General features: G+C 66.1%; 17 protein-coding genes. 10 read left to right on the top strand and 7 right to left on the bottom strand.

Annotated features, from left to right (window positions below):
• Nucleotides 1-72: 72 nt before the first annotated feature.
• From tssI to PH586_RS09810, 5 genes are read left to right on the top strand one after another with little or no spacing between them, the layout of a single operon-like run.
• Nucleotides 73-2,109, top strand: a complete 2,037-nt coding sequence (tssI, locus tag PH586_RS09830) for a type VI secretion system Vgr family protein (RefSeq protein WP_271347588.1) — start codon at nt 73-75, stop codon at nt 2,107-2,109.
• Nucleotides 2,106-2,975 (top strand): DUF4123 domain-containing protein, encoded by an 870-nt coding sequence (locus PH586_RS09825; RefSeq protein WP_271347587.1) that lies wholly within the window; start codon nt 2,106-2,108, stop codon nt 2,973-2,975. Before tssI ends, PH586_RS09825 begins: the two co-directional genes overlap by 4 nt.
• Complete coding sequence (locus tag PH586_RS09820) at nt 2,972-6,229, top strand: toxin VasX (RefSeq protein WP_271347586.1); 3,258 nt, start codon at nt 2,972-2,974, stop codon at nt 6,227-6,229. The genes PH586_RS09825 and PH586_RS09820 overlap by 4 nt, the downstream gene beginning before the upstream one ends.
• A complete protein-coding gene (locus tag PH586_RS09815; RefSeq protein ID WP_271347585.1) occupies nt 6,226-7,182 on the top strand; it encodes a hypothetical protein in 957 nt (318 codons plus the stop codon). Before PH586_RS09820 ends, PH586_RS09815 begins: the two co-directional genes overlap by 4 nt.
• A 7-nt stretch (nt 7,183-7,189) precedes the next feature.
• On the top strand, nt 7,190-7,378 hold the full coding sequence (locus PH586_RS09810; RefSeq protein ID WP_271347584.1) for a hypothetical protein: 189 nt from the start codon (nt 7,190-7,192) through the stop codon (nt 7,376-7,378).
• Between the two features lie 28 nt (nt 7,379-7,406).
• Here PH586_RS09810 and PH586_RS09805 read toward each other — a convergent pair whose 3' ends face one another.
• The 3 genes from PH586_RS09805 to PH586_RS09795 form a co-directional block, all read right to left on the bottom strand.
• Nucleotides 7,407-9,053, bottom strand: a complete 1,647-nt coding sequence (locus PH586_RS09805) for a Na/Pi cotransporter family protein (protein WP_271347583.1) — start codon at nt 9,051-9,053, stop codon at nt 7,407-7,409.
• Nucleotides 9,054-9,234: 181 nt separating this feature from the next.
• Nucleotides 9,235-9,903, bottom strand: a complete 669-nt coding sequence (locus tag PH586_RS09800; protein ID WP_271347582.1) for a haloacid dehalogenase type II — start codon at nt 9,901-9,903, stop codon at nt 9,235-9,237.
• Between the two features lie 84 nt (nt 9,904-9,987).
• Complete coding sequence (locus PH586_RS09795; RefSeq protein WP_271347581.1) at nt 9,988-11,115, bottom strand: PilT/PilU family type 4a pilus ATPase; 1,128 nt, start codon at nt 11,113-11,115, stop codon at nt 9,988-9,990.
• Nucleotides 11,116-11,214: 99 nt separating this feature from the next.
• Here PH586_RS09795 and recC point away from each other — a divergent pair, with 99 nt between their 5' ends.
• The 4 genes from recC (at nt 11,215) to PH586_RS09775 (ending at nt 20,793) form a co-directional block, all read left to right on the top strand.
• A complete protein-coding gene (gene recC, locus PH586_RS09790; protein WP_271347580.1) occupies nt 11,215-14,523 on the top strand; it encodes an exodeoxyribonuclease V subunit gamma in 3,309 nt (1,102 codons plus the stop codon).
• On the top strand, nt 14,520-18,065 hold the full coding sequence (gene recB / locus PH586_RS09785; protein ID WP_271347579.1) for an exodeoxyribonuclease V subunit beta: 3,546 nt from the start codon (nt 14,520-14,522) through the stop codon (nt 18,063-18,065). Before recC ends, recB begins: the two co-directional genes overlap by 4 nt.
• 14 nt (nt 18,066-18,079) lie before the next feature.
• Complete coding sequence (recD, locus tag PH586_RS09780; protein WP_271347955.1) at nt 18,080-19,906, top strand: exodeoxyribonuclease V subunit alpha; 1,827 nt, start codon at nt 18,080-18,082, stop codon at nt 19,904-19,906.
• Nucleotides 19,907-20,025: 119 nt separating this feature from the next.
• Nucleotides 20,026-20,793 carry a substrate-binding periplasmic protein gene (locus PH586_RS09775; protein WP_271347578.1) on the top strand — a complete coding sequence of 256 codons (768 nt, stop codon included), beginning with the start codon at nt 20,026-20,028 and terminating at the stop codon, nt 20,791-20,793.
• A gap of 314 nt (nt 20,794-21,107) precedes the next feature.
• On the opposite strand, the gene PH586_RS09770 is transcribed toward PH586_RS09775, so the two are convergent.
• Nucleotides 21,108-21,905, bottom strand: coding sequence for a gamma-glutamyl-gamma-aminobutyrate hydrolase family protein (locus PH586_RS09770; RefSeq protein WP_271347577.1), 798 nt, complete (start codon nt 21,903-21,905; stop codon nt 21,108-21,110).
• 366 nt (nt 21,906-22,271) lie between these two features.
• Entirely contained in the window at nt 22,272-23,210 is a 939-nt protein-coding gene (locus PH586_RS09765; protein ID WP_271347954.1) for an AEC family transporter, read from the bottom strand.
• A gap of 76 nt (nt 23,211-23,286) precedes the next feature.
• On the opposite strand from PH586_RS09765, the gene PH586_RS09760 reads away from it, so the two are divergent.
• Complete coding sequence (locus PH586_RS09760; RefSeq protein WP_271347576.1) at nt 23,287-23,691, top strand: GFA family protein; 405 nt, start codon at nt 23,287-23,289, stop codon at nt 23,689-23,691.
• Between the two features lie 88 nt (nt 23,692-23,779).
• Here the strand turns inward: PH586_RS09760 and PH586_RS09755 are convergent, their stop codons facing one another.
• Both PH586_RS09755 and PH586_RS09750 read right to left on the bottom strand, forming a co-directional pair.
• Nucleotides 23,780-25,723: a DUF7844 domain-containing protein gene (locus PH586_RS09755; RefSeq protein WP_456300313.1), complete on the bottom strand. Its 1,944-nt coding sequence runs from the start codon at nt 25,721-25,723 to the stop codon at nt 23,780-23,782.
• Nucleotides 25,724-25,725: 2 nt separating this feature from the next.
• Nucleotides 25,726-26,046, bottom strand: coding sequence for a DUF2388 domain-containing protein (locus tag PH586_RS09750; RefSeq protein WP_271347574.1), 321 nt, complete (start codon nt 26,044-26,046; stop codon nt 25,726-25,728).
• Between the last annotated feature and the right edge of the window lie 47 nt (nt 26,047-26,093).

Here is a 26,093-nt window from a genome sequence, read left to right as displayed (position 1 = left end):
TCGTAAAATGGCTGGCTTTTTCATGGAACGATAACTCCCGGAGCCCAGGCTCATGGAACGGAGGAACAACGAATGTTCGCCCCTGCCAACCAGACCCATTTCAGCCTCAGCATCGAAGGCCTTGCGCACGATCTGCAGGTGCTCGAATTCACTGGCCGCGAGGCGATCAGCCAGCCTTTCGAGTTCGAACTGGAACTGGTCAGCGAACGTCCCGACCTCGATCTGGAAAGCCTGCTGCATCAAGCGGCCTTCCTCAGTCTGTCTCAAGCCGGTAACGGCATCCACGGGCAGATCTACCGCGTCGCCCAGGGCGAATCCGGCAAGCGCCTGAGCCGCTACCACCTCAGCCTGCGCCCGCAGCTGGCCTACCTGGCGCACCGCACCAATCAACGGATCTTCCAGCACCTGACGGTGGCGAAGATCATCAGCCAGGTGCTCGAAGAGCACGGCATCCAGGCCAACGCCTACCAATTCCAACTCGGCTCGATTTACCCCGAGCGCGAGTACTGCGTGCAGTACGACGAAAGCGACCTGCACTTCGTCCAGCGCCTGTGCGAGGAAGAGGGGATTCACTACCACTTTCAGCACAGCGAACAGGGCCATATTTTGGTCTTTGGCGACGACCAGACGCCCTTTCCCAAACTCGCGCCCACCGCTTACCAGCAGGACAGTGGCCTGGTCGCCGACGACCCGGTGATCAAGCGTTTCGGCGTGCGCGTGGAAACCCGCACCAGTCGGGTGACCCGCCGCGACTACGACTTCGAAAAGCCCAAGCTACTGCTGGAGGCCGAGGCCAAGAGTGAATTCGTCCCGGACCTCGAGGACTACGACTACCCCGGCCGCTTCGTCGAGCGCGAGCGCGGCAAGCACCTCAGCCAGCGCGCCCTGGAACGCCATCGCCACGACTTCGAACTGGCCCAGGGCGAGAGTGACCAGACGCTATTGGTCAGCGGCCACTTCCTCGCCTTCACCGACCATCCGCGCGCCAGCTGGAACGACCTCTGGCTGCTGACCGAAATCCGTCACGAGGGCAAGCAGCCGCAGGTGCTGGAAGAGTCTGTGACCGAACACAGCGAAGCCGACGGCGACTTCCAACAAGGCTATCGCAACCGCTTCAGCGCCACCCCCTGGACGGTGCCCTACCGCCCGAGCCTCGACCACCCGAAACCGCGCATCCTCGGCAGCCAGAGCGCCGTGGTCACTGGCCCCGCCGGCGAGGAAATCCATTGCGACCAATACGGCCGGATCAAGGTGCAATTCTTCTGGGATCGCCAAGGCCAGGCCGACGACCAGACCAGCTGCTGGCTACGGGTCGCCAGCAGCTGGGCCGGCGACCGCTACGGCGCCATCGCCATCCCGCGGATCGGCATGGAAGTGTTGGTGACCTTCCTCGAAGGCGACCCCGACCAGCCGCTGGTCACCGGCTGCCTGTATCACAAGGAACACGTGGTGCCCTACGACCTGCCGGCGAACAAGACCCGCACGGTATTCAAGACCCTCAGCAGTCCCGGCGGTGGCGGCTACAACGAGCTGCGCATCGAAGACAAAAAGGGCGCCGAGCAGATCTATATCCACGCCCAGCGTGACTGGGACGAGAACATCGAGCACGACCAGAAAATCCGCGTCGGTAACCAGCGCCACGACACGGTCGAGGCCAACAGCTACAGCGAATTCAAAGCCGAAGAACACCGCACCACCCACCTCGACCGCAGAAGCGAAATCAAAGCCAACGACCACCTGACCGTCGGCAACAACCAGCACATCAAGATCGGCACCGGTCAGTTCATCAACGCCGGTACAGAGATTCATCTATCCAGCGGCCAAAAAGTGGTGCTGGAGGCCGGCAGCGAACTGACCTTCAAGGCCGCCGGCAGCTTTATCAAGCTGGACGCCGGCGGCATCACCCTGGTCGGGCCGGTGATCAAATTCAACTCCGGTGGTGGGCCGGGGAGTGGCTCGGGCGCAGCGCCGATTCGGCCGGGTAAGGTCAAGGTGGCGGATGCGGACAAGGCTGGGGAGTTGCTGATTCAGGCGCAGAAGCAGGCATTGCAACAGGCGGCGCGCAGCGCCCAACCTGTTTGTGAGATCTGCCAGCAGGCCAAGGTATGACGGCCCAACCGCCATTGCATAGCTACCTGCTCCTCGACGGTGCGCAGATCGATGGCATGGTTGCCCGAATCTACGGCCTGGAAGAATCACCCTCGCTGCATCTGCTCTATCAGCAAAGCGCCTATGAGGCGCTGGCCGAAGTCGGCCCGCTGTTGGTGGCGGTGCGTCCGCACAGCGAGCTGGCCCAGGTTTTCAACCAAGAATGGCGGGCAACGGCCGGCATCTGGCTGGAGTCCGATGCGGGCGAAGACGATCTGCTCGAGCACCTGCGCAGCCTGATTCATGTGTGCCTGGACGGCGATCAATCCACGCTGTTCCGCTATCACGACCCACGCATCATGGCTTTATGGCTGGGCGTGCTGAAAGCCGACGAACGTGACCCGTTGATGGGGCCGGTGAAGCGTATTCGCCTGCCGACCGACTCCGGCGCAGAGCTGGAGTTGCTGCGCGAGAACAAGCCGCAGACATTTGCGCGCTATAACGACACGCCCTGGCTGCGGCTCTCCCAGACGCAACTGGAGCAGATGAACCAGGCCAAGCACGCCTGCTTCGATCAACGCCTGCTGACCCATTTGCAACGCTTTTATCCCGAATTGCTGCAGGGCATGGATGCTGCCGCCCAGCAGCAATTCGCCGCCCTGTGCCGGCAAAGCGCGGCGCGCTACGGCTACAGTGCGGCCGATGAAGTCACCCGCTGGGCTGGCTTGCTGGTCGAGCTGGGCAGAGATTTTCCGCAGGCCCCCGAGCATGACGTTTATCGGCAGCTGCTCGAACAGCGCGGCCCGCTACCCGCACAACGCCTGGACAACCTCATCGCCGAACTGCATTGCCAGTTGCTGCGCACCGACAAGGAGTCAGTCGCATGACCGCCCGCCCTCAGGATCGAACGCTGCGCCTGGCCCAGGCCGACCAGGCCGCGCAACAGGAATTCGAAAAGGACGATCTGTCCAGCCCCGTCGCCAGCTGCCCGGCGCACCAGGACGAGGTTTTCATCGTCCCGGCCCGCTATGCCCTGGCCGAACTGGCCGCCAACCACGTCCGCTGCAAGCCGGCGAGCAAAACCCATAGCCACCCTATGGCCCTGCGCCGTTTGCGTCCCGGCTATCTCTACCTCTGGCACGACCAAGGCCCGCTGCGCCGCTTCGCCGTAGCCGCCGATGGCCAGTTGCTCGAACAGGGGCTGGATGACGCCGCCAGCGACTTGCCCAGCGGCAGCATCGTCGGCATCGCGCTGAACAAGCAGCACGACGCCCTCTTGCTTTATACCGAGATCCCTTTGACCGCCGCTGTCCACCAGCGCCTCGCCGACGAACCGAACGAACGCCGCGCCCGCATGCGCCGCATCAGCCTGACTCAAGTCGCGCGCACCCTGGAGGCCGACCACTGTCCGACCCTGGACAGCTCCGACCAGGTCATGGCCGAGCTGATGCCGGAGGTGCGTGACCAGGCGCTTGCCCATGACTATGCACAAAATGGCGATGCCTATCGCGAAGGGGTGGACACCCTCGGCCAGCAAATGATGGACGATCCCAGCCCAGAGCGTATCCAGGCCTATGTGCATACCCGCACCTGGCTGCACGAGCGCGAACAAGCCGCCGCCCGCCAGCCTGAGGCCGCCGAACACGCGCCCGGCGAATGGAGCGCCCAGCCCTGGGATGTGCCCGCGACCGACACCTGGCTCAACCAGGCACGCAGCCAGGCCGGCGCGTTGCATGGGGTGTTTGCCAGCCTGGATGACGATCTGGGGGTGTTGCGCGACCTCAATCGCGAGCAAGGCCTGGTCAACCTGCGCGAGGAAGACTGGGATCATCAGAACGCCCATAAAGGCCTGATCGCGGGCTTTATCAATAGCCTGATCAACGAAGACGGTACCGAGCTGAGCAACCTACTCAATTACCGCTACCGGGACCGCGATATCCAGCTCACCCCTGAGCAAGGCGAAACGCTGCTCAAGGCCAAGCACGAACTCAAGCCGTTGCTGGATGAGGAAACCGAGGTCAATCAGCGCCTGAGGCACAAGATCGGCCACGCCGCGGCGGATAGGCGAATAGCCAATATCCATCGGCGCGAGGCGCTGGTACTGGCACCAACCAGGCCGATTATTCCGGCGGATCTGCATGGGCAGATCCAGGGCGTGGTCATGGCCTACCAGGCCGAAAAAACGCGCAACATGACGGCCAGCAAGAGCGGTGCTCAGGTTGCCGAGCGAGTGCGTCTGGCCAGCATGCAGGAGTGGATTGCCCGGGTCGCCGAACCGCACCGGGAGTGGCTGGCCGCACGCCGCAACGTGCTGCACGGCGACATGTCGAGCTACCTGGCTCGTCACGGCCAGGCGCTCTGGTATGCCGACTATGAGGACGGCGCACATTGCAGTTGGTTGAGCGAGTTGTCACTCAACAGCCTCAGTGAGCTGTGCAGCACCGGCGCGGGGACCCAGCTGGCCGTCAACCTGCTGCGTTCTCCGTCACCGGAGTATCCCTTCAGCTTGCTTGCCAGTGGCTTCAGCCCTTCGCTGACGGACCTGGGGGACCGTGCCAACAACGTACAAGCGGCCCTGACCAGCGCCAATCAGGCCGCCATCGGCCAACTGCTCGGCAGCCTGGTAACCAGCGACAAACTCGCCTGGCTCAGTGATCTGGGCGGCCCCGCAGGAGACGACTGGAGCAAAGCGGTATCACGCTTGTCTGCCGCCTTCACTGCCTTGCAGGCCGAGCACCTCTCCGCCACGGCAGCGGTGCCGGCCAACCTGATCCAGCGCTTTCCCCGGCCACTGCAAGGCCTGCTGCTGATCATGCGCCTGTGCGTAGATGCCCCGATCAAGGCCGGCAAAATCGGCTTTATCCTCAGCGGCAGTGCCGGACAACAGCTCTGGGACTGGGGCCAGCAAACCGGCCAGCTTTTGCAAAAAGGCCTGGCACCGACCGTCACCGGCATCAGGGGCCTGAACACCTTTGGCGGCGTGCTCCCCCTCGCCGCCTTGCTGCTGCACTTGAACAACGTGCGTGAGCTCAATATGCGTGATCAGCATCGGCAAAATGACGATGTGCGCAAACGGGAACATGTGGCCGAGAACTTCAAGGTGGGGGCGGCCTTTTCTGCGGTGGTGGGCGCGGCTTGGGAAGCAACTGGGCGAGTAGAGGTCCGACTCGATATCAAGCTGTCTAACGTATCCTTGAAAGCCCCGATCATGACGCTGTTTGGTACGGTAACCGGCGGTCTGGCAGTAGTTGCCAATGTGGCCGACTTGGCAAAGCTCTCCGCCGAAATGGAGAAAGACGGTGCCTACTGGACAAGTAACCATTGGGCACGTCTGGGCCATGATGGTGCAGTGCTCGGTCTGATGGCCGCGCAAACCGGGCTGGGCGGCCATGCCACCTATATGGCGCTGACCGGGCAATGGACCACCCAGCAGGCGATCAAATGGTTCACTCTGCGCCTGGTGCCGCTGAACTGGATTCTGCTGATCGTCGAGGGCCTGTACCTGGCCTGGAACTACTTCAAGGACAGCGAGCTGCAAGCCTTTCTCGAACAGTGCTGCTGGGGTAACGAACGGCGCTGGGGCGACAGCCCCGCCAGCCAGAGCGAGGAACTGCAAACCCTGATCGACCTGCTGTTCAAGCCAAAACTGCTGGCCGAATCCAGGTTGGTCAGCCGGCAGATTGGCCATAGCGGCAATAACATCGTGCTGGATAGCCAAACAGAGAGCCTGCAACTGTTTTTGCCCGGTGCCGACTCCGAGCGCACTCAGCTGTATGTAAAACTGATTGCCTTCGACAAGCTCAACACCCCAACCGACTGCACCCAGCAATGGCTGAATAATCTTGCAAGCCACTGGCTACCCATCCATCAGGGCATGGGCCTGCGCCTGGCCGGTGCAGTGCCGCGCCGAGCCGACTGCACCTACTGGCAGCTTCAGGTTCTGTACCATAGCCCGCTGGCGATGCAGGCCGGCACCCTGGGCCCACGAGATTCGGTGGTCGGCGGCGGCATGGGCATGCGCTATATCATCACCGGCTCGACCATCGTCGAGCATGGCTCCAGCGACGGCCCGCTGATCAGTGACCGCTATAGCTCAGTGGCTGTCAGCCATGAGCAGCTACAACCCAAGGACGCGATATGACCGAACACGCCGGCGAAGTAGAACAGGGCTTGCTCTGGAAACAGGAGCACCTGGCCCCTATGCCCATTCCCACCGGACAGCCCGCTAGCGATCTGATGAATATCATCTGGCGCAAGAACGAGGTTTATCTGGATATCGGCAGTTTCGCCATGGCGGCCGGTTGGCTGACACTGCATTGCCTGACCGTGATGTTTGCAGGAATAGCTGTTGGGATAGCTTTAACAGGAGATTATTGGTTAAGCCTAGCGATTTTGGGAGTTACAGGGGGGGGGGTAATGGTGCCCCTCTGGTACTTCTTTATCAAACAGTGGCGCAATCCACTGACGCCGCCGATTCGCTTCAACCGCCAGCGCCGCGAAGTCTGCATTACCGAACCGGACAGCAGCTACTGGTTCGTGCCCTGGGAGCGCGTATATGCCATAGCCCCCAGCGTCACCAACCTGGGCACCTATGGCGCGACCAAGCATGGCAGCCTGCTGCTGTGGTTTCCGCTCAAGGGCCAGGAGCATGAAACCTACGGCCCCGACAAGAAGGGCTGGGTGCTGATGGTCAATCCCGGCGGCGGTATTTCCTCTATGGCGCAGTGGGAGTGTATTCGCAGCTTTATGGAGGTGGGGCCAGATGCAGTACCTGATAGCTCCCATGCAGAAAGAAGTAGCAAAGTGGAGCAACAGGGATACCTCGGCGTTTGGTGGGGGCTTTTCGGCCAACTGTTCGATGAGCTGAAAGCCAAAGAATACGGTGCCGCTTTTTCAACCCTCACCGGGCTGACTATTTTTGGCGCACCTTGGATTGTCGTTCTGCTGACCAAAAAACTCGCCAATCTCCCCGACCTCACCGCCCCCGAAGTCGTCGAATGGTCCAAACCCCTGCCGCCCGCGCAATGGGCCAAACGCTCACCCGAACTGGAGCGAGCCATCGCCGAGCGTGAGGCCGAACTGGCTGCGCAATAGGCCGCTCATGATCGTCGCGGCCATGCAGGCTGGCACCCTCGACGCACAGCAGCCGGTGGTCGGCGGCGGCATGGGCATGCGCTATATCATCACCGGCTCGACCATCGTCGAGCATGGATCCAGCGACGGCCCCCTGCTTGATGGCCCTGCATGTTGCGTACACCGACTGATTTCAGGGGGATTACCCAGAGCCTAAGACCGCCGTGACCGCCTTTGCTTATCGGCTACTCACCCCCCACTTCTTCCGCGTGCAGTGCGCCGGTCTCTCGGCTTTCCAGCACCGCATAGGCGCTGCTGCAGAACAGCGAGTTGAGGCGTTTCATGTCGCCGATCAGCTCCATGTGCAGCGAACTGGTTTCGATGCTTTGCACCACCTGGCGATGCAGGCGGCCGACGTGGGCGTGGGCCAGGCGGCGTTCCTGGACGCGGAAGCGGCGTTTCTCGTGGAGCAGTTGGCGGGCGCTCTCGGCGTCGCCGGAGAGAAACACGTTGAGTCCCAGGCGCAGGTTGGCCATCAGCTGGGCGTGCAGGCCGGTCAGTTCTTCCAGGCCGCTGTCGGAGAAGGCATGGCGTTGCGCGGTTTTTTCGTCCTGCACCTTGCCGAGCATGCGTTCGATGATGTTGCCGGCCTGTTCCAGGTTGACTGCCCACTCGAGAATTTCCGCCCAGCGCCGGCTGTCCTGATCGCTGAGTGCCTCACGCGGCACCTGGGCCAGGTACAGCTTGACCGCGCTATAGAGGGCGTCGACATCGTCATCCAGGCGGCGCAACTCCTTGCTCAGCGCCGGCTGGTTGCTGCGCAGGACTTCCAGCAGGTGGTTGAGCATGGTCTCGATCAGGTCGCCGATGCGCAGGGTTTCGCGCACCGCATTGGCCAGCGCCAGGCTCGGTGTGGCCAGGGCCGTGGGGTCGAGATGGCGCGGGCGGGCGACGCCGCCGGTGTCGGCGCGATCCGGCAGCAGCCAGTTGCAGAAGCGCGCCATCGGCCCGACGCTGGGCAGCATGAGCACGCAGCGCAGGCTGTTGTAGAGCAGGTGGAAGCCGATGACCAGCTCGGCCGGGCGCCAGTTCAGGCTGTCCAGCCAGCTCACCAGGGGGGTGAGCAGGGGGATTACCAGAACCAGGCCAATCAGCTTGTACAGCAGACTGCCGAGCGCCACCCGGCGTCCCGCCGGGGTCTGCAGGCTGGACGTCAGGAAGGCCAGCAGGCCGCTGCCGATATTGGCGCCGATCACCAGGCCAATGGCCACCGGCAGGCTGATCAAGCCGGCGCCGGCCAGGGTCGCGGTGAGCAGCACGGCTGCCAGGCTGGAGTAGGAAATCAGGGCGAACAGGGCGCCGATCAGGGCATCCAGCAGCAGGTCGCCGGTCAATGAGGCGAACAGCACCTTGATTCCGTGGGCCTGGGTGATCGGTGTGGCGGCGACGACGATCAGCTCCAGCGCCAGGAGCATCAGGCCCAGGCCGATGCCCACGCGGCCCAGCTGGCCGGCGCGGGTTTGCCGGCGCGAGAGGAAGAAGATCACCCCGAGGAAAATCAGCAGCGGCGACAACCAGCTCAGGTCGAAGGTCAGTACCCGTGCCATCAGCGCCGTGCCGACGTCGGCGCCGAGCATGATCGCCAGGGCGGGTGTCAGCGCCATCAAGCCCTGGCCGACGAAGGAGGTGACCAGCAGCGCGGTGGCGTTGCTGCTCTGTACCAGGGCGGTGACGCCGATCCCGGCGGCAAACGCCAGGGGCCGTTTACTGACGTTGTGGCTGAGGACCTTGCGTAGCTGCGAGCCGTACACGCGCAGGATGCCGGTACGGACGATATGGGTTCCCCAGATCAGCAGGGCAACAGCAGAAAGCAGATTGAGCAGGGTCAGCATCGTGCATCTCCCTGACAGGGGCGCCCATGCGCGGGCAACCAATGGATGTGTAGCAGGTTACCCGCGGCGCTGGGCCCGGGTCGATAGCGTTGGCCCAGGGTCGAATAGTTTTTACCGGACCTGTCTTAAGCTGTAGTCGGCGATTGGCGTTCGCGCCAGCCGCCGAGGGCAGGGCGGCGGCTCAGCCGGGCAGGCGTTCGGCCAGTTGTAGCAAGCTGGCGACCTGCAGATCCGGCTCGATGCCCCAGGGATCGAACTGGGCCTGTTCGCTGCGTCTGACCCAGGCGCTGCGCAGGCCTGCGTGGCTTGCCCCGAGCACGTCGAAGGGGTTGCTGGAGACCAGCCAGGTCGTTGCGGCGGCGCTGCCGGTGCGGCTCAGCAGATGCTGGTAAACCAGCGGCGCCGGCTTGAAGTTGTGTACCGCCTCGACGCTGACGATTTCGTCGAAGAACTCCGCCAGACCGGCCTGTTCGAGCAGGGCGCCGACTGCCGCCTGGCTGCCATTGGAGAAGGCATACAGGCGTATTCCGCGTTGCTGCAGGGCGACCAGCCCGGGGGCGCTGTCGGCGAAGGCCGGCAGGTGGTTCCAGGCCTCCAGCAAGCCCTGTTGCGCCGCGGCGTCGAACGGGGCCTGGGCCTGCGCACAAACAAAGGCCAGGGCCTCACGGGTGCACTGGGCAAAATCCACGTAGGCGCCCATCAGGCCGCGGCGGAAGCTGTACTCCAGCTGCTTGTCGCGCCAGCTCTGGTAGAAGCCCTCGGCGCGCTCACCGAGTGTCGTGCGCAGTTGCCGGGTAACATCGCTGGGGTCGATCAGGGTGCCGTATACATCGAAGGCCAGGGTGGGCATTGCGATCTCCTCATTGGACTGCTGGGCGCCAGGGTGGCAGAAGCGCTCCCGGCCGGCACTTGCACCTAAGTGGCATGGCCCGGCTCAGCTGTCGCGCAATACCTTGAGCTCGCCATCCTCGGCCGCGAAGCCACGTTGCAGCTTGACCTTGAGGCTCAGATCGGTGCGCGAATCGGCGAACTTGAGCGCTTCGGCCAGGGTGATCCGGCCGGCTTCGAGCAGTTGGTAGAGGTGTTGGTCGAAGGTCTGCAGGCCCTGCTCCAGCGCCCGCGCCGTGGCTTCGCGCAGATCCTCCAGCTGGTCGCGCTGGATCAGGTCGCGGATATAGGGGGTGGCCAGCATCAACTCCACCGCGGCCACGCGTTTCTGCGCCACGCCGGGGACCAGGCGCTGGCCGATCACCGCCATTAAATTCTGCGCCAGGTCGGCCAGGACCTGCTTGCGTGCCTCGTCTGGAAAGAAGCGCACGATCCGCTCGATGGCGTGGCTGCTGCTGGTGGCATGCAGGGTGGCCAGGCACAGGTGACCGGTTTCCGCGTAGTGCAGGGCGTGCTGCATGGTCGCGGCATCGCGGATCTCGCCGAGCATGATCACGTCCGGCGCCTCGCGCAGCACGTTGCGCAGGGCGTCGGCGAAGCTGTGGGTGTCCAGGCCGACTTCGCGCTGGTCGATGATCGATTTCTGGTGTTTATGGAGGAACTCGATGGGGTCTTCGATACAGACGATATGCCCGCTCTTGTGGCGGTTGCGGAAATCCAGCATGGCCGCCAGGGTGGTCGACTTGCCGGAGCCGGCCGCGCCGACCATGAGGATCAGGCCGCGATCCTGCAAGCTGAGTTTCTCCAGCAGTTTGGGCAGGCCGAGTGCCGTGAAGTCGGGGATCTGGCTCTTGATCAGGCGCACCACCATGCTCACTTCGCCGCGCTGGTAGTAGACGTTGACCCGAAAGCGCCCGGCGTTCTGCACGCTGACCGCCAGGTTCATCTCCAGATCGCGCTCGAACTCCATGATCTGTTTCTGGGTCATCAACTGGTAGGCTTGCCGCTGCACCTCGCCGGCCTGCAGCACGCGTTCGCCGACCGGTTGGCTGTGGCCCTCGAGCTTCATGTGCGGCGGCGCGCCGACACTGAAGAACAGATCCGAACCGCCACGCTCGTAGAGTAGTTGCAGATAGGGGAATACATCCGCTGCATCGTCGGTCGTGTCGTTCATCGCGCCTCCTGGCCTTGTACGCTGCATCCTAGCACTGGCGGTCGCCCCGCGCCGCCAGACTGGTTAACCTAGCGCTTCGCCACGGATGCAGTGCCCACCATGCTCAACCTTTATCACGCTCCCGACTTGGAAACTCTCGGCGAACTGGCCACCACCCTGCTCGCCCAGCCGCTGCGTGAGCCCTTCGCCCCGGCGCTGGTGGTGGTGCCGAGCCAGGGCATGGGCCGTTGGCTGACCCTGGAACTGGCGCGCAAGCAGGGCATCGCCATGCAGCTCGAGGTGCAGTTGCCGGCCAAGTTCGTCTGGGACCTGTCGCGCCTGGTCCTGGGCCAGTTGCCCGAGCAGTCGGCGTTCGCGCCCAGCACGCTTGCCTGGCGCCTCTACGATTGGCTGTGCGAGCCGCAAAACCTCGCCGAAGCGCCGCGCCTGGCGCATTACCTGGAGGGCGGCGATGAGCGTCGGCGCCTGTCGTTGGCCAGCAAGATCGCCGACGTATTCGACCAATACCTGCTGTATCGCGACGACTGGCTGGCCGCCTGGGAGCGCAACGAACTGCTCGGCCTCGGCCCCGACGAAGCCTGGCAGGCGCTGCTCTGGCGCGAGCTGACCCGCGATGGCCATCCGCATCGCGCGCGCCTGCTCGACGACCTGCTGCGCCGCCTGTACGACGATACGCCCATCGCCGAGCTGCCCGAGCGCCTGCTGGTGTTTGGCATCAGCAGCCTGCCGACCCACCACCTGCGCGTGCTCGAAGGCCTGGCGCGGCACACCGAGGTGGTGATCTTCGCCCTCAACCCCTGCCGCGAGGCCTGGGGCGAGATTCGCGATATCCGCGAGCTGGCCCGCCAGCCCGAGCTGAGCCCAGACGACTGGTACCTGGACGTCGGCCATCCGCTATTGGCCAGCCTGGGCAAGCAGGGTCGTGACTTCTTCGACAGCCTGTTCTCCCTGGCCTCGGCCGAAGGCAGCCAGGAAACCGGCCTGTACTCCGAGGATGACGACCTGCACGACGCCAGCCTGTTGCAGGCCCTGCAGAACGACATCCTGCGTCTGCGCACCCGCCAGGTTGATGAACGCCTGCTGTTGCGCGAGGACGACCGCTCGCTGGAGCTGCATATCGCCCACTCGCCGCTACGCGAGGTGGAAATCCTGCATGACCAGTTGCTCGCCCGCTTTGCCGCCGAGCCCGAGCTGACCCCGGACCAGGTGGTGGTGCTGACCCCGGATATCGAGCGTTACGCACCCTATATCGAGGCGATTTTCGCGGCCAAAAGCGGCGCGCCGCGGACGGCCGCCCCCCGGACGGCCGGACCCCGCATTCCCTTCAGCCTGGCCGACCGCAGCCTGCGCGCGGAAGTCCCGCTGATCGAAGCCTTTCTCAACCTGCTGGCCCTGCCCGACAGCCGCTTTGCCGCCGAGGAAATCCTCGCCTGGCTGGAGCAGCCGGCGCTCGCCCGCCGCGCCGGTATCGAAGCCGAGGACCTGCCGCTGCTGCGCGACTGGCTGCGCGACGCCGGGGTGCGCTGGGGCCGCGACGGCGACCATCGCCAGCAACTGGGTCTGCCGGCCGACAGCGCCTTTACCTGGCGCCAGGGTCTGGACCGCCTGCTGCTGGGCTTCGTCGCGCCGCCGCAACTGGCCGGCTCGCATGCGCCCCTGCTTGGCGCCAGCTGGCCGCTGGATGCCCTGGAAGGTGGCCGCGCCCAGTTGCTCGGGCGCCTGGTCGCCTTCGTCGAGCGCCTGGCCGCCCTGGCCCAGAGCCTGCAACGCCCACGCAGCCTGAGCGAATGGGCCGCGACCCTGGTGCAGCTGGTCGACGACCTGTTCGACGAGCGCGAGGCCGGCGACACCCTGCTTTTGCTCTCCAGAGCCTGTGCGGCGCTGCAGGATCAGGCGCTGGCGTCCGGCATCGAGCGGCCGCTGGAGCTGGCGCTGATCCGCCAGCAACTGACCTCGGCGCTTGAGCAGGGCGGCGGCGCCTCGGGCTTTCTCACCGGCGCGGTGACCTTCTGCACCATGGTGCCGATGCGTAGCCTGCCGTTCCGCCTGGTCTGCCTGCTCGGCCTGGACGACGGCGCCCTGCCACGGCGCACCCCGGCCGCCGGCTTCGACCTGATCGGCCAGAAACCCCGGCGTGGCGACCGCGCCCGGCGCCTCGACGACCGTTACCTGCTGCTGGAAACCCTGCTCTCGGCACGTGGCGGCCTGTACCTCAGCTACGTCGGCCGCGACCCGCGCAGCAACGCCGAACTGCCACCCTCGGTGCTGGTCAGCGAACTGCTGGATGTCATCGATCTCACCGCGGTCTGCGTCGATCCGCAGACGGCAAAAGCCAGCGCCCACATCACCCACCAGCATCCGCTGCAGCCCTTCGCCGCCGGCAACTTCGTCGGTGGCGCCCAGGCCGGTTTCGCCGCGCCCTGGTTCCGCGCCGCCCAGCGCTTGAGCGAGGCGGTCGAAGCGCCGCAGCCCTTCGCCAGCACCCTGGCCGCGCCAGATCAGGACGGGCCGGGCGGCGATCCGCTGTGCCTGGAACCCAGTCAGTTGATCCACTGCTTCAAGCACCCGGCGCGCTACCTGCTGGAACAGCGCCTCGGCCTGCGTCTGGCGCAAAGCGAAGAAGCCCTGGCCGGCGACGAACCCTTCAGCGTCGAATGGACCAGCCAGCACGGCCTGCGCCAGCTGGCGCTGCGGGCCGTCGAGCAGGGCTGGTGCGAGCGCGAGGAGCGCAGCGTGGCCGCCGCCTCCGGCTGGCTGCCGGTGGGCGAACTGGGCCAGGCCCACTGGGGGCAGATTCGTGGGCCGATCCGTGCCTTCGCCCCGACCCTGTTCGACGAGCGCCCGAGTGATGCGCCGCAACCGCTGCTGGTGGATATCCGGCTGGCCGGTGTGCGCATCCACGGCTGGCTCGACGGGGTCAGCGCCAGCGGCCTGTTCGACTACCGCCTGCGCGACCTCGGCGCCTGGGAGCTGGCGCCGTTCTGGCTGCGCCACCTGCTGCTCAACTGCGCCGCCACCGCGGGCATCGCCCGCGACAGCCGCCTGCTGTCGCCGAAAAGCGAATGGCGCCTGGGCCCGCTGAGCAACCCGTTCGAACTGCTCGAACCCTGGCTCGAGGCCTACAAGAGCGCCCTGTGCGAACCGCTGCCGGTGCTGGCCAAGTGCAGTTATGGCTTCGCCCGCAAATGGCGCAAGCCCGGGCGCAAGGAGCCGCTCGACGCCGCGCGCAGCGAAGCGCGGGTGATGTGGCAAGGCAACGACTACATGAGCGGCGAAGGTCAGGACCCCTGGAACGCCCTGGCCTTCCGCGACCGCGAGCCGCTGGACGAGCGCTTCGAAGCGCTCGCCGAACAACTCTATGGCCCGGCGCTGGATGCCCTGCACGGCAGTGACGAGGACGAGGCATGACGAGCGCACCGCTGGACCTGCTGCACGACAGCTTCGCCGGTCGCTCGCTGATCGAGGCCAGCGCCGGCACCGGCAAGACCTGGACCCTGACCGCGCTCTACGCCCGCCTGCTGCTGGAAAAGCGCCTCAGCGTCAGCCAGATCCTGGTGGTGACCTTCACCACCGCGGCCACCGCCGAATTGCGCGAGCGCATTCGCCTGCGTCTGGCCGAGTTGCTGGCGGTCTACGACAACGGCCCCGGCAGCGATGAGCTGCTCAATCGCCTGCACGGCGAGTACCCGGATGCCGCCAGTCATCGGCGCCTGCTGCTGGCGGTGCATGGCTTCGACGAGGCGGCGATCTTCACCATTCACGGCTTCTGCCAGCGTGCGCTGCAGGACGCCGCGTTCGAGGCCGGCGGCGATTTTGACAACGAGCTGACCCACGACGACCGCGAGATTCTCGACGCCCTGCTCGCCGACCTCTGGCGCCATGAGCTGGCCGCCGCCGAGCCGGAGTGGGCGGCCTTTCTGGTGCAGCACAAATTGACCCCGCAGAGCCTGCGCCAGCGCCTGCGCAATCACCTGGGCAAACCCTACCTGCGCATCGAGCCGCAGCCCGGGGCCAGCAGCGAGATGAGCGGCCTGCGCAACGCCTGGCAGCACGCGCGGGACTGCTGGCAGCAACTGAGCGGTGAATGGCTGCAGCAGCTCAAGGCGTTCGCCGGCTTCAAGAGCAATATGTGCAACCCGGCCAAGCTCGGCGTCTGGCAGGCCGAGCTGGACGGCTACTTCAGCGACTCCGCCGCGCTGTTCAGCAAGACCGAGGCGCACCAGCGCCTGGCGCGTGAAGGTCTGGCCAAGGCCAGCAAGAAAGGCGAAAGCGCGCCGGATAGCCCGCTGGCCGATGCCCTGCAAGGCCTGTGCGCAGCCCTGCAGACCGCACAGCCCGAAGCCGAGCAGCGTCTGATCGACCTGCAGGTACGCCTGATCGGCCAGCTCAACGAACAACTGCCACAGCGCAAGGCCGCCCAGCGCCTGCTGGCCTTCGACGACCTGCTCAACAAGCTGCAGCAGGGCCTCTACGGCGAGGGCGGCGACCACCTGGCCGGGACCCTGCGCGAGCAGTACCCGGTGGCGCTGATCGACGAATTCCAGGACACCGACCCGGTGCAGTACCAGGTGTTCCGGCGCATCTATGAACACCAGGGCGACCTGTGCTTCGTCGGCGATCCGAAGCAGGCGATCTATGCGTTTCGCGGCGCCGATCTGGCCACCTACCTCAAGGCTCGCGACGAAGCGGCGCGCCAGTACAGCCTGGCCACCAACCACCGCTCCACCCCCGAGCTGATCGCCGCGCTCAACCAGCTGTTCGACCGGCCCATGCCCTTCGCCGAAAGGGGCCTGGCCTATCCGCCAGTCGGCGCCAGCCAGCGGGCGCGGGCGCAGCTGGTGCTGCCGGTGGTCGATGCGGAGCAGGACGCACCCTTGGCTCTGGTCTGGCTGGACGACGATTACCTCGGCAAGGGCGAAGCCGGCACCCTGGTCGCCCGCGATACGGCCCGGCGCATCGCCGCCTTGCTGGCGGCGAGCAGCCGCGGCGAGGCCTATTTCGAGGAGTCGGGCGAGCGGACTCCGCTGAAGGGCGGCGATATCGCCGTATTGGTCGCCAGCCACCGCCAGGCCGGGGAAGTCGCCGCCGAACTGGCGGCGCGCGGGGTGCCCAGCGTGCGCCGCGGCAAGGAAAACGTCTGGCACAGCGAAGAGGCCGGCGAGCTGGCCGCGGTGCTGGCCGCCTATGCCGAGCCGGGCCGCGAAGGCGCGCTGCGCTATGCCCTGGCCAGCCGCCTGCTCGGGCGCAGCGCCGCCGATCTGGCCGCCTGCCAGGACGACGCCCAGGCCTGGGATAGCGAACGCGAAGCCGCCGAGCGCTACCACCAGCTCTGGCAGCAGCAGGGTTTCATGCGCGCCTTCCGTGCCTGGCTGGACGAGCAGCAAGTGGCGCCACGGCTGCTCGCTCTGGTCGATGGCGAACGCCGCCTGACCAACCTGCTGCACCTGGCCGAACTGCTGCAGAGCGAGAGCCTGCAGCGGCCGGGTCTGGAGCAACTGCTGAGCTGGTTCAATGCCCAGCGCAGCACCGAGAGCCACGGCGAAGAAGCCCTGCTGCGTCTGGAAAGCGATGCCGAGCGGGTGCAGATCGTCACCATCCACACCGCCAAGGGCCTGGAATACCCCCTGGTGTTCTGCCCCTACCTGTGGGACGGCGCCTTGCTGCGCCAGAGCGAAGACATCACCTGCCATGCCGATGACGGCGCGCCGTTGCTCGATTTGGGTGGCGACGACTTCGACACGCACCGCGAGCGCGCCCGCCACGAGCGTTTCGCCGAGCGCCTGCGCCTGACTTACGTGGCCCTGACCCGGGCCCGCGACCGCCTCTGGCTGCACTGGGGGCCGGTGGACTGCAAGCCGAAAAAGGACGGCACGCTCAACGAGGCCGGCCTGCACAGCAGTGCCCTGGCCTGGCTGCTGCATGGTCGCCAGTTGCCGGGCGAGGATGCCCTGGGCGAACTCGCCGGCCATCTGCAAGCGCTCAGCCCCAGCGGCCTGCGCGGCGAAATCGAGCAACTGGTGGGCGCCAGCCACGGCCATATGGCCGTGCAAGCGCTGCGCGAGAGCGAAGCCAGCGCCGCCGGTGAACGCCGCGCGCCGCCGCCTCGGCAGCTGGACAGCATGAACCGCAGCCTGCACAGCGCCTGGCGCATCGGCAGCTTCTCCGGCCTGGCTTCCGGCATGCACATGGAAGCGCCGGACCGCGACAGCCTGGTGCTGCCCGCGGCCAGCGAGCCGGGTAGCGGCTTCTTCGCCTTCCCCCGCGGCGCCCGCGCCGGTACTTGTCTGCACGCGATCCTGGAGGACTGGGCGCGCGGCAAGGCGCCGTTGGCCGAGCTGATCGAGCCGGCGCTGCGCGGTCATGGCATCAGCGGCGACTGGAGCGAGGTAGCGCTGAATCAGTTGCAGCTGGTGATCGACAGCGACCTCAACGGTGCCGGCCTGACCCTGGCCAGCCTGCAGTCGGCGCGGCGCCTGCCGGAACTGGGCTTCACCTTCCCGGTGGCCAACCTCGACCTGCAGCGCCTGCGTGCGATCCTCACCGATCCGGCCCATGGGCTGGCCGCGCCGATGCGCGAAGCGGCCGCCCGTCTGGAGTTCGACAGCCTCAAGGGCTTCCTCAAGGGCTTTATCGACCTGACCTTCGAGCACGACGGCCGCTGGTACATCGCCGATTACAAGTCCAACTGGCTCGGCCCGGACGCCAGCTACTACGGCGGCGAACGCCTGCTCCAGGCCCTGGCCGGCGAGCATTACTACCTGCAATACCTGATCTACCTGGTGGCGCTGCGGCGCTTCCTGCGCCAGCGCCTGGGCGACTTCGACGGCAGCCAGTTGGGCGGTGCCTACTACCTGTTCCTGCGCGGCATGCCCGGCGCCGGGGTGTATTTCTCGCGGCCGGAGGATGGTTTGCTGGATGCGTTGGATCGGCTGTTCGAGGAGGGTAAATGATGGAATACCGCCCCATGAACCTTGCCGACCTGCCCCTCGGCCCGCTGGAACGTGCCCTGGTCGACAGCCTGCGGCGCCTCGACCCGAGCGCCGAGCCGCTGGTGCTGGTCTCGGCGGCCCTGCTCTGTGCGGCGCTGGATAACGGCGACGTCTGTCTGCTGCTGGCGCGGCGGGCCGGGCAGCGACCCTGGGTGGACCACGCCTTCTGTCTGCCGGCCCTGGCCGAGTGGCAGGCGCACCTGCAGGCCTCCTCGCTGGTCGGTGGCGACGGCGACTTCAGCCCGCTGATCCTTGACCACGGGCGGCTCTATCTGGCGCGCTACCAGGCCTACGAACGCCAGCTCGCCGAGCAGCTGCTCAGCCGTGCGGCCGATCTGCCGAGAGTCGACGAGGCCCAGCTCAGCGCAAGCCTGACCCGTCTGTTCGCCTTCAACGTCCAGCAACCTGACTGGCAGCGCCTGGCCGCGGCCCAGGCGGTACGGCGCAAGCTGGCGGTGATCTCCGGTGGCCCCGGCACCGGCAAGACCACCACCGTGGTGCGCCTGCTCGCCGCGTTACTCGAACAACCCGGCGGTGAGCGAATGGCCATCGGCCTGGCCGCACCCACCGGCAAGGCGGCGGCGCGCATGGCCGAGGCGATCCGCACTGCCAAGGCCAGCCTGCCGATCGACGAAGCAATCAAGGCTGCCCTGCCGGATGAGGCGCGCACCCTGCACCGCCTGCTCGGCAGCCGTGGCGACAGCCCGCAGGTGCGCCATAACGCGGCCAACCCGCTGGCGCTGGACGTGCTGGTGGTCGACGAAGCCTCGATGGTCGACCTGGCGCTGATGGCCAAGCTGGTCGACGCCCTGCCGCCGAGCGCCCGGCTGATCCTGCTCGGCGACAAGGACCAGCTCTGCGCGGTGGAAGCCGGCGCGGTGTTCGCCGAACTGTGCGAGGGCCGCGGCTTCGACGCCCAGGCGGCCGCCGACCTGCAACGCATCACCGGCCAGCAGGTAGCGGTCGCCCAGCCGAGTTCGCGCCTGGGCGATGCCGTGGTGCTGCTGACCCACAGCCACCGGTTTGCCGGCGACAGCGGCATCGGCGAGCTGGCGCGGCGGATCAACGGCGGCGACGTCAGCGGCACCCTGAAGTTGCTCAAAGAACAGCGCAGCGACCTGGCCTGGAATGCCCAGCCGACCCCCGCCGATCTGCTCGAACGACTGGACCGCGGTTATGCGCCCTTTCTCGCCGCGGCAAAAAGCGCCGATCCACAGGCGGCCTTCGCCGCCTTCAACGACTTCCGTGCCCTCTGCGCCCAGCGCGAAGGCCCCTGGGGCGTGGCCGGGATCAACGAAGCGCTGGAAGCGCGGGTGAAAAGGCGTAGCCAGGTCGCCAGCCGCGAACGCTGGTACGTCGGCCGGCCGGTGATGGTGCGGCAGAACGACTACGCCCTCGGCCTGTTCAATGGCGATATCGGCATCTGCCTGCACAGCGAACATGGCCTGCGGGTGTTCTTCGAAAGCGAGGACGGTTATCGCCCCTTCGCCCCGGCCCGCCTGCCGAGTCACGACAGTGCCTTCGCCATGACCGTGCACAAGAGCCAGGGCTCGGAATTCAGCGAAGTGCTGCTGGCCCTGCCCGAGCAACCCAGCCCGCTGCTGAGCCGCAGCCTGTTCTACACCGGCATCACCCGGGCCAAGCACAAGGTGGAAATATGGGGCCTGCCGGCACGCCTGGCCGAGGCGGTGGCGACCCGCGCCGAGCGCGCGGCGGGGCTGGCCGAGCGCCTGGCGCATCTGCCATTGCCGCCGCCACCGCCGGAGGATAGTGGCACTGGCCAATTGGCACTGTTCGACTGAGAACTCGGCTGATAGGGTGAGTAGCACCGACTCCGCCGGGTCACCGGATAGCGCTGGTGCGCCGCCGCTGGTGTTGGCAAGTGCAGCCATATGCCAGCTATCGAAGGGATTGGGTATCGATGAGAATTGACGTGCTGGTGCTGCTGTTCTCGACTCTGTGCATGCCGCTCTGGGCAGCGGCCGAGCCGCTGAGGCTGGTCACCGGAGATGGCTATGCACCTTTTACCGGCAAGGCATTGCCCGGCGGCGGCCTCCTCTCCCAAGTGGTGCAGACCGCTTTCAGTCAGGGTCGGGCCAGCAGCACGCTGGACTGGCGACCCTGGAACCGCGGCCTGCGCATGACTCTGGAGGCACAGTACGACGCTACCTTCCCCTACATGCGCTCGCAGGTGATGGAGCAGGACTACCTGTTCTCCAATCCGCTGCTGGTGGTCAGGGCGCAGCTGTTCAGCCGGGCTGGCGAGGTCTACGAGGTCGACGACCTGCCGGCGCTGGCCGGCAAGCGCCTGTGCTACCCGCTCGGCTGGCAGTTGCCGGTGGCCATCCAGAGCATGGTCGAAAGTGGATTGCTGGCCCGTCATGCGCCCGCGGGACTGAACGAGTGCGCCCGCTTGCTGCTGCTTCAGCGCGATGATTTCTTTATCGCCAATGGCCCCATTGGCGCGGCCGCGCTGGAAGCCACGGGCGAGCCTGCCAGTCGATTTCGTCGCTCGCAGAGCGCTTTTCCCGAAAGAAGTTTGCACCTGATCGTATCGCGTCGTCACCCGCGCGCCGAGCAGGTGCTGTTGGCCTTCAACCAGGGCCTGGCGGGGTTGCAGGCGGGCAACCAGTACCGCCAGATACTCAATGACTATCTGCAGCAACGGGACCAGCAAGCCGCGCGTTGACCCAGCTATTCTGAGCAACCCGGCCAAATGTGTGGACCAATGCGCCTGCTCGCCCAGCTGGCCTCAAGCCTTGTCGACGCGCAGCACCTCAATGAGTGGGATGTGCGTGGTCTGTTCAGGGGCCATCGCACCCGCATACCCAGGCGGTCAGGATCCGCCGATGACCTGGCATCGGCGGATCGCTGAGGACCGTAACAAGCTGGTCGGCCGCGGCTGGGCAGAGCCACGCGCTCAGGGCCGCGAGCAGAACTGCCGCTGGCTCATCCGCGAAGCGCCCCCCTGCGCGCAGCAGCGCGGCCGCCAAGCAGCGCGCACTAGCGCGGGTTAGCCGCCGTCTGCGCCACGCGCTGGCGGCAGGCCGTGCCGAAGGCCTGGAAGATTTTCACCGAGTCGGGGTTTTCGCTGGTTTGCCATTCCGGGTGCCACTGCACCGCGAGGGTGAATTGCGCCAGTGCTGGTGCGTGGATGGCTTCGATCAGGCCGTCTTCGGCGTAGGCCAGTGCTTCAAGGCCTTCGCCCAGGGTGGCGATACCCTGGCCGTGCAGCGAGTTGATGGTGATCTCATCCTTGGCCAGCAAGTCGGCCAGCCAGCTGCCGGGGACCAGGCGCACGTTATGGCTTTCGCCATATTGCACTGCCACCGGGTCGTTGGAGTCCTCGCGGTGGTCGTCGAAGCCGCCGACGGCATAGAGCTTCTGGTGGATGTCGCCACCCAGGGCCACGTTGATTTCCTGCATGCCGCGGCAGATGCCGAAGATCGGCAGGCCGCGCGCAATTGCGGCGCGGATCAGCGGCAGGTCGAACAGGTCGCGATCGCGATCCTGGGCCTTGTCCGGTGTCAGGTTTTCCTGGTTGTAGAGCGCTGGGTCGATGTTGCTGCCGGCGCCAGTGAGGTACACGCCGTCGACCATGTCGAGGTATTGCTCGAGGTCATCGGTGCCGAAGCAGGTCGGTGCCAGCAACGGTACGCAAGCGGAGAACTCGACGAGGGGGGCGATGTATTTGTGGGTCATCACCTGATAGGCATGGCCTTTACGTTCCTGGGTGCCCATGGACATGAGGACCACGGGCTTGCGTAAGGTGTTGGGGGTAGTACTGCTGTTGTTGGACATAGATCACCTTGGGGCAGGGAGAAGCTGCCGTTGCTGTGCAGGAAGGGCCATCGCTGTGGCGCTGCTTCCTGTTTTTGTTGCCGGTGTCGACGGGCGCCTGCGCTGGCGCAACAGGCTGGCAGAGGCTTGCCGAGCGGGTGGCGGTTGAGCCTGTTCGCGCTGCTCACTGGCCGTCGAAACACCGGCTCAGTCTGCCAAAGCCGTAAAATATGTCAAACGAATGGTGCGATATTTGTGTGGATGACCAGCCGGAATGGATGCTGGTTGTCGGTAAATTACGTCTTATAGTGTTGTTTATAAAGGGTTTTAATTTATTTTCAGCATCTACGGCAGTCCAATATATTTAACGCCCGGTGGGTTCGTCCTTCAGCCCACCACCAGTATCAGCAGCAAGGGTAGGCTCGCGGCCGCCAGCAGCGTCTGCAGGGTGATGATGCCGGCCATCAGGTGGCTGTCGCCGCCCAGTTGGCGGGTCAGCACATAGGCGGTCGGCGCCGTCGGTAGGGCGAAGAACAGCACCAGCACGCTGCTTTCCAGCACGGGCAAGCGCAGGCCATAGGCCACGACCCAGGCCAGCAGCGGCATGGCCAGCAGGCGCAGGCCGCTGTTCCAGGCCAGGGCGGGAATCTCGCCGCCGAGTTGCTCGGGCTTGAGCGCGGCACCGACGCAGAGCAGGCCGAGCGGCAGGCTGGCGGCGGCGAGCAGGCCGAGCAGGCGCTCGCTGCCGCCGGGCAGGCCGAGCCCGCTGAGGTTGATCAGGGCGCCGCCGAGGCAGGCGAGGATCAGCGGGTTCTTGAGGATCGGCAGGAGCAGGCTGCGCGCACTGACACCGCGTTCGGCAGTCAGCGACCAGACCGAGAGCACGTTGACCGTGGGCACCATCAGGGCCAGCATCAAGGCGGCCAGGGTCAGGCCTTGCTGGCCATACAGGCTGCCCACCGCCGCCAGACCCAGGTAAGTGTTGAAGCGCAGCGCACCCTGGCTGAAGGCGCCGAAACGTCCGGCCGGCCAACCGCGCAGGCGCCGCAACAGGAGCAGCGCCAGCCAGGCGATGCCCAGGCCGAGCAGCACCGCCAGGGCCAGGCGTGGCAGCGCCGGGTTGTCCAGCGGCGCCCTGGCCAGGCTGCTGAACAGCAGGGCGGGAAACAGGATGAAGTAGTTCAGCCGCTCGGCACCGGGCCAGAAGGCTTCGCTGGGGAAGTCCAGGCGCCGCAGCGCGTAGCCGGCGACGATCAAGGCGAACAATGGCCACAAGGCCAGCAACAACTCCAGCACGGCAACCCCCGCCATCGGACCAGCGGCCATCTTGGCCAGCCGGCTGCGGCGACGCAAGCGCGTCGACCGGCTAGGCTGGAGAAAGCGCGACAGCGGAGGAGCAATCATGAGCGAGGTTCACTGCGGCGGCTGCCAGTGCGGCGCCATGCGCTACCAATTCCACGCCCCCTTGCAAGACATCGCCCATTGTCATTGCTCGATCTGCCGACGCAGTACCGGCGGCATCCTCACCACCTGGATCACCGTGCCACTGGCAAGCTTTGCCTGGCTGGCCGGTACGCCGAGCGAGTTCGCCTCGTCGGCCAGTTGCACGCGCAGTTTCTGTCCGAGCTGCGGTGCCCACCTGACCCTGTTCACCACGCTCAGCCCGGAAACCCTGGATATCACCGTCGCCACCCTGGATCAGCCGCAACGGGCGCCTGCGGACCGGCATATCTGGGTGCAGAACCGTTTGCCCTGGCTGCATGTGGACGAACAGTTGCCGCAAGAGCAGCAGGAACACATCCCTTAGCAGGCCGTTGAAAAATATAACGAACGCCGCATAGCCAAGCGTAGTGGTTGTTCAACGGCCAGTTAGGGCCGCCGCTGTCCTGCACGGCCTATGGCAGTATCAGGCCGCCGCTGGCCTTGTGCAGCCTGCGCAGGTGTTCGCCGAGCTGCACCAGGTTGGCTTCGTTGGCTTGCAGTTCCGCCAGGCGCGCCGGCTCCAGCAAGTGGCGCACTTCCTGGTCGAGGTCGTCGCTGAGCTGGTGCAGTTGCTGCTGGCGGTTGCGGCTCTCGGCTTCCAGCTGTTGCCATTCGGCGCGTTGCGGCAGGCCATAACCGCCCTCGAGCAGCTCCGCCGGGCGGCTGAGAAAGCCGCTGTTGGCGAGGATTCGTTGCAGGGCGCCGCCGGCCTTGTTCAGGCTCGGATCCTTGGCCGCGCGACCGCTGAGGTAGCGGCGCTTGAGCTCGTCCTGGGCCAGCAACAATTGGCGGCGTAGCGCGGCTTGCTCGAGCAGCAAGAGTGCGGCGCTGGCCCGCAGGTCGGCCTTGGCGAACCAGGGCCGCCGGACCTCGGCGCTCTGCTCCAGCCAGTCCTCGACGCTGGTCTGGGCGATCGGCAGGCGCTGTTGCAACACGGCGAACATGGCCTGGTAGCGGTCGCGGAAGGAGTCGAAGCGATAGCCCAGGCGCAGAGCTTCGCCCGGGTCATCGAGCACGCTGCGATCGGCCAAATCACGGGCCACCAGGGTGTCGAGCAAACCGTTGGGCAGCATGCTGTCAAGCGCCTGCAGGCGCGGGTGCTGGCTGCCGCTACGCAGCAGCTTGAGGGTTTCCACCGCGCAGTTATTGGAGATGAAGTAGTAGTCGCCGTCGTAGCTCCAGTGCTGTTCGGCGGCACGGGTGACCAAGTCCTCCAGCTGCACGCGGTCGAGCTTCAGCGGCACCGAGGCCAGGCTGCGCAGTTCCACCTTGGTGTATTCCTCGATCACCTGGGCCAGCGGCAGGACGAACAGGCGCGACGGGTAGGCGCCGGTCAGGCCGCCCCAGCTGGACAGCTGCAGATCACCGACGAAGGCGCGGTAGGACAGCACCAGGTGCTCGTCCAGGTCGAGGCGGCAATCCGGTCCGCGCGGCCGGCCGGGGGCGCAGATCACCAGACGCAGCATGCTGTGGCCCCAGCGGCTGGCCCATTGCTGGTTAGCCTCGGCGAGCAGGTAGTCGACCTGGTAGACCCGTGCGGGGTCGAGCGTGCCCAGCGGTTGGCGGGCGAAATCGCGGCCGGCGTTGAGGTAGGCGTAGCCGTCGCTGCAGGGCTGCTGGGCCGGTGCCCAGCCGGCGAAATGCGCGCGGAAATGACGTGCCAGTAAAGGCCGGCGACAGGCGTAGCTGGGGTCGAGGAGGAAGTACTCGAGGTTCACCGCGACGAATTCGCGTGGGTTGCTCAGCTCGTAGACATCCGGGCTGCGCGCCACCTGGCCGTTGGCCTGCTCGCGCGCGCCGCGCCGGCCGACCCGTTGCGGCCAGCCAGCCAGGTCGAGCAGATGCGGGTCATCGCTGAGGGTAAAGCGTCTTGCGGTCTGGCCGCGGCAGGCGTCGGGCAAACCTATTGGGCCGAGGCTGGCGAGGCGCTGTCGGCAGCGGTGCTGCAGGCGTTTTTCCTCCTGCGGCCAGAGCCGTGCACGATCATAGAGGTGGGTCAGTTCGTGCAGCACGGTGGCCAGCAGCTCGCGGCGTACAGTGCCATGTGGGCGCTGGGTGGGTGACGTGGTGGCGCTGCCGTCGCTGAGTGACGGCAGCAACTGGCTGTTCAGTTCGATACCGCTGAAGCGTCCGGCGCGACCGTAGACTTCGGCCGGCAGTGCTCGCCAGCGCACCTGGACGCGCCGGTCCAGGCGCTGCTTGAACAGGGCTGGCAGGGCCGCGAGGGCCTCGCTCAGCAGCGCCTGGCTGGCCTGCTGTTCACCCTGGCTGAGATCGTCGCGCTCAAGGCTCAGGCGTAACCCGGCATGGCTGCTGCTGGCCAGCAGGGCAAGTAGCAGCAGCCAGGCGCGGGTCAGGTTCACCTGGCGAGAATGGCTTCGGCCAGCACCTGATCGGAGGCTTGCTGCGCTTCCGGCACGCGGCTGCGAATGGTGCTGAGCGCTGCTTCCAGCTGCGCGCCGCGAATCACGCCCTGGGAGGCGACGAAACTGGCCGCATCGTCACGTGCGGCGAGGACGATTTTCGAGTCGCGCACCGAGGTGGTGGTGTCCGAGGTGAAGTCGAACGTACGGTCCAGCGCGCGCACGATGATGTTGCTGGTGGCAACCAGGGTCTGCGCCTGGACACTGCCGACAGATAAGGCAAGTAGGGCGACAGCGACGAGCAAGGGACGATGCATGGCAATCTCCGAGACGCTAGTGGTTAAGGTTGGACGGTTATGCGTAC

The organism is Pseudomonas aestuarii (assembly GCF_027988105.1).
Lineage (GTDB): Bacteria > Pseudomonadota > Gammaproteobacteria > Pseudomonadales > Pseudomonadaceae > Aquipseudomonas > Aquipseudomonas aestuarii.
The sequence above is the reverse complement of the archived record's forward strand: the minus strand, read 5'-3'. Positions and strand labels throughout refer to the sequence as shown.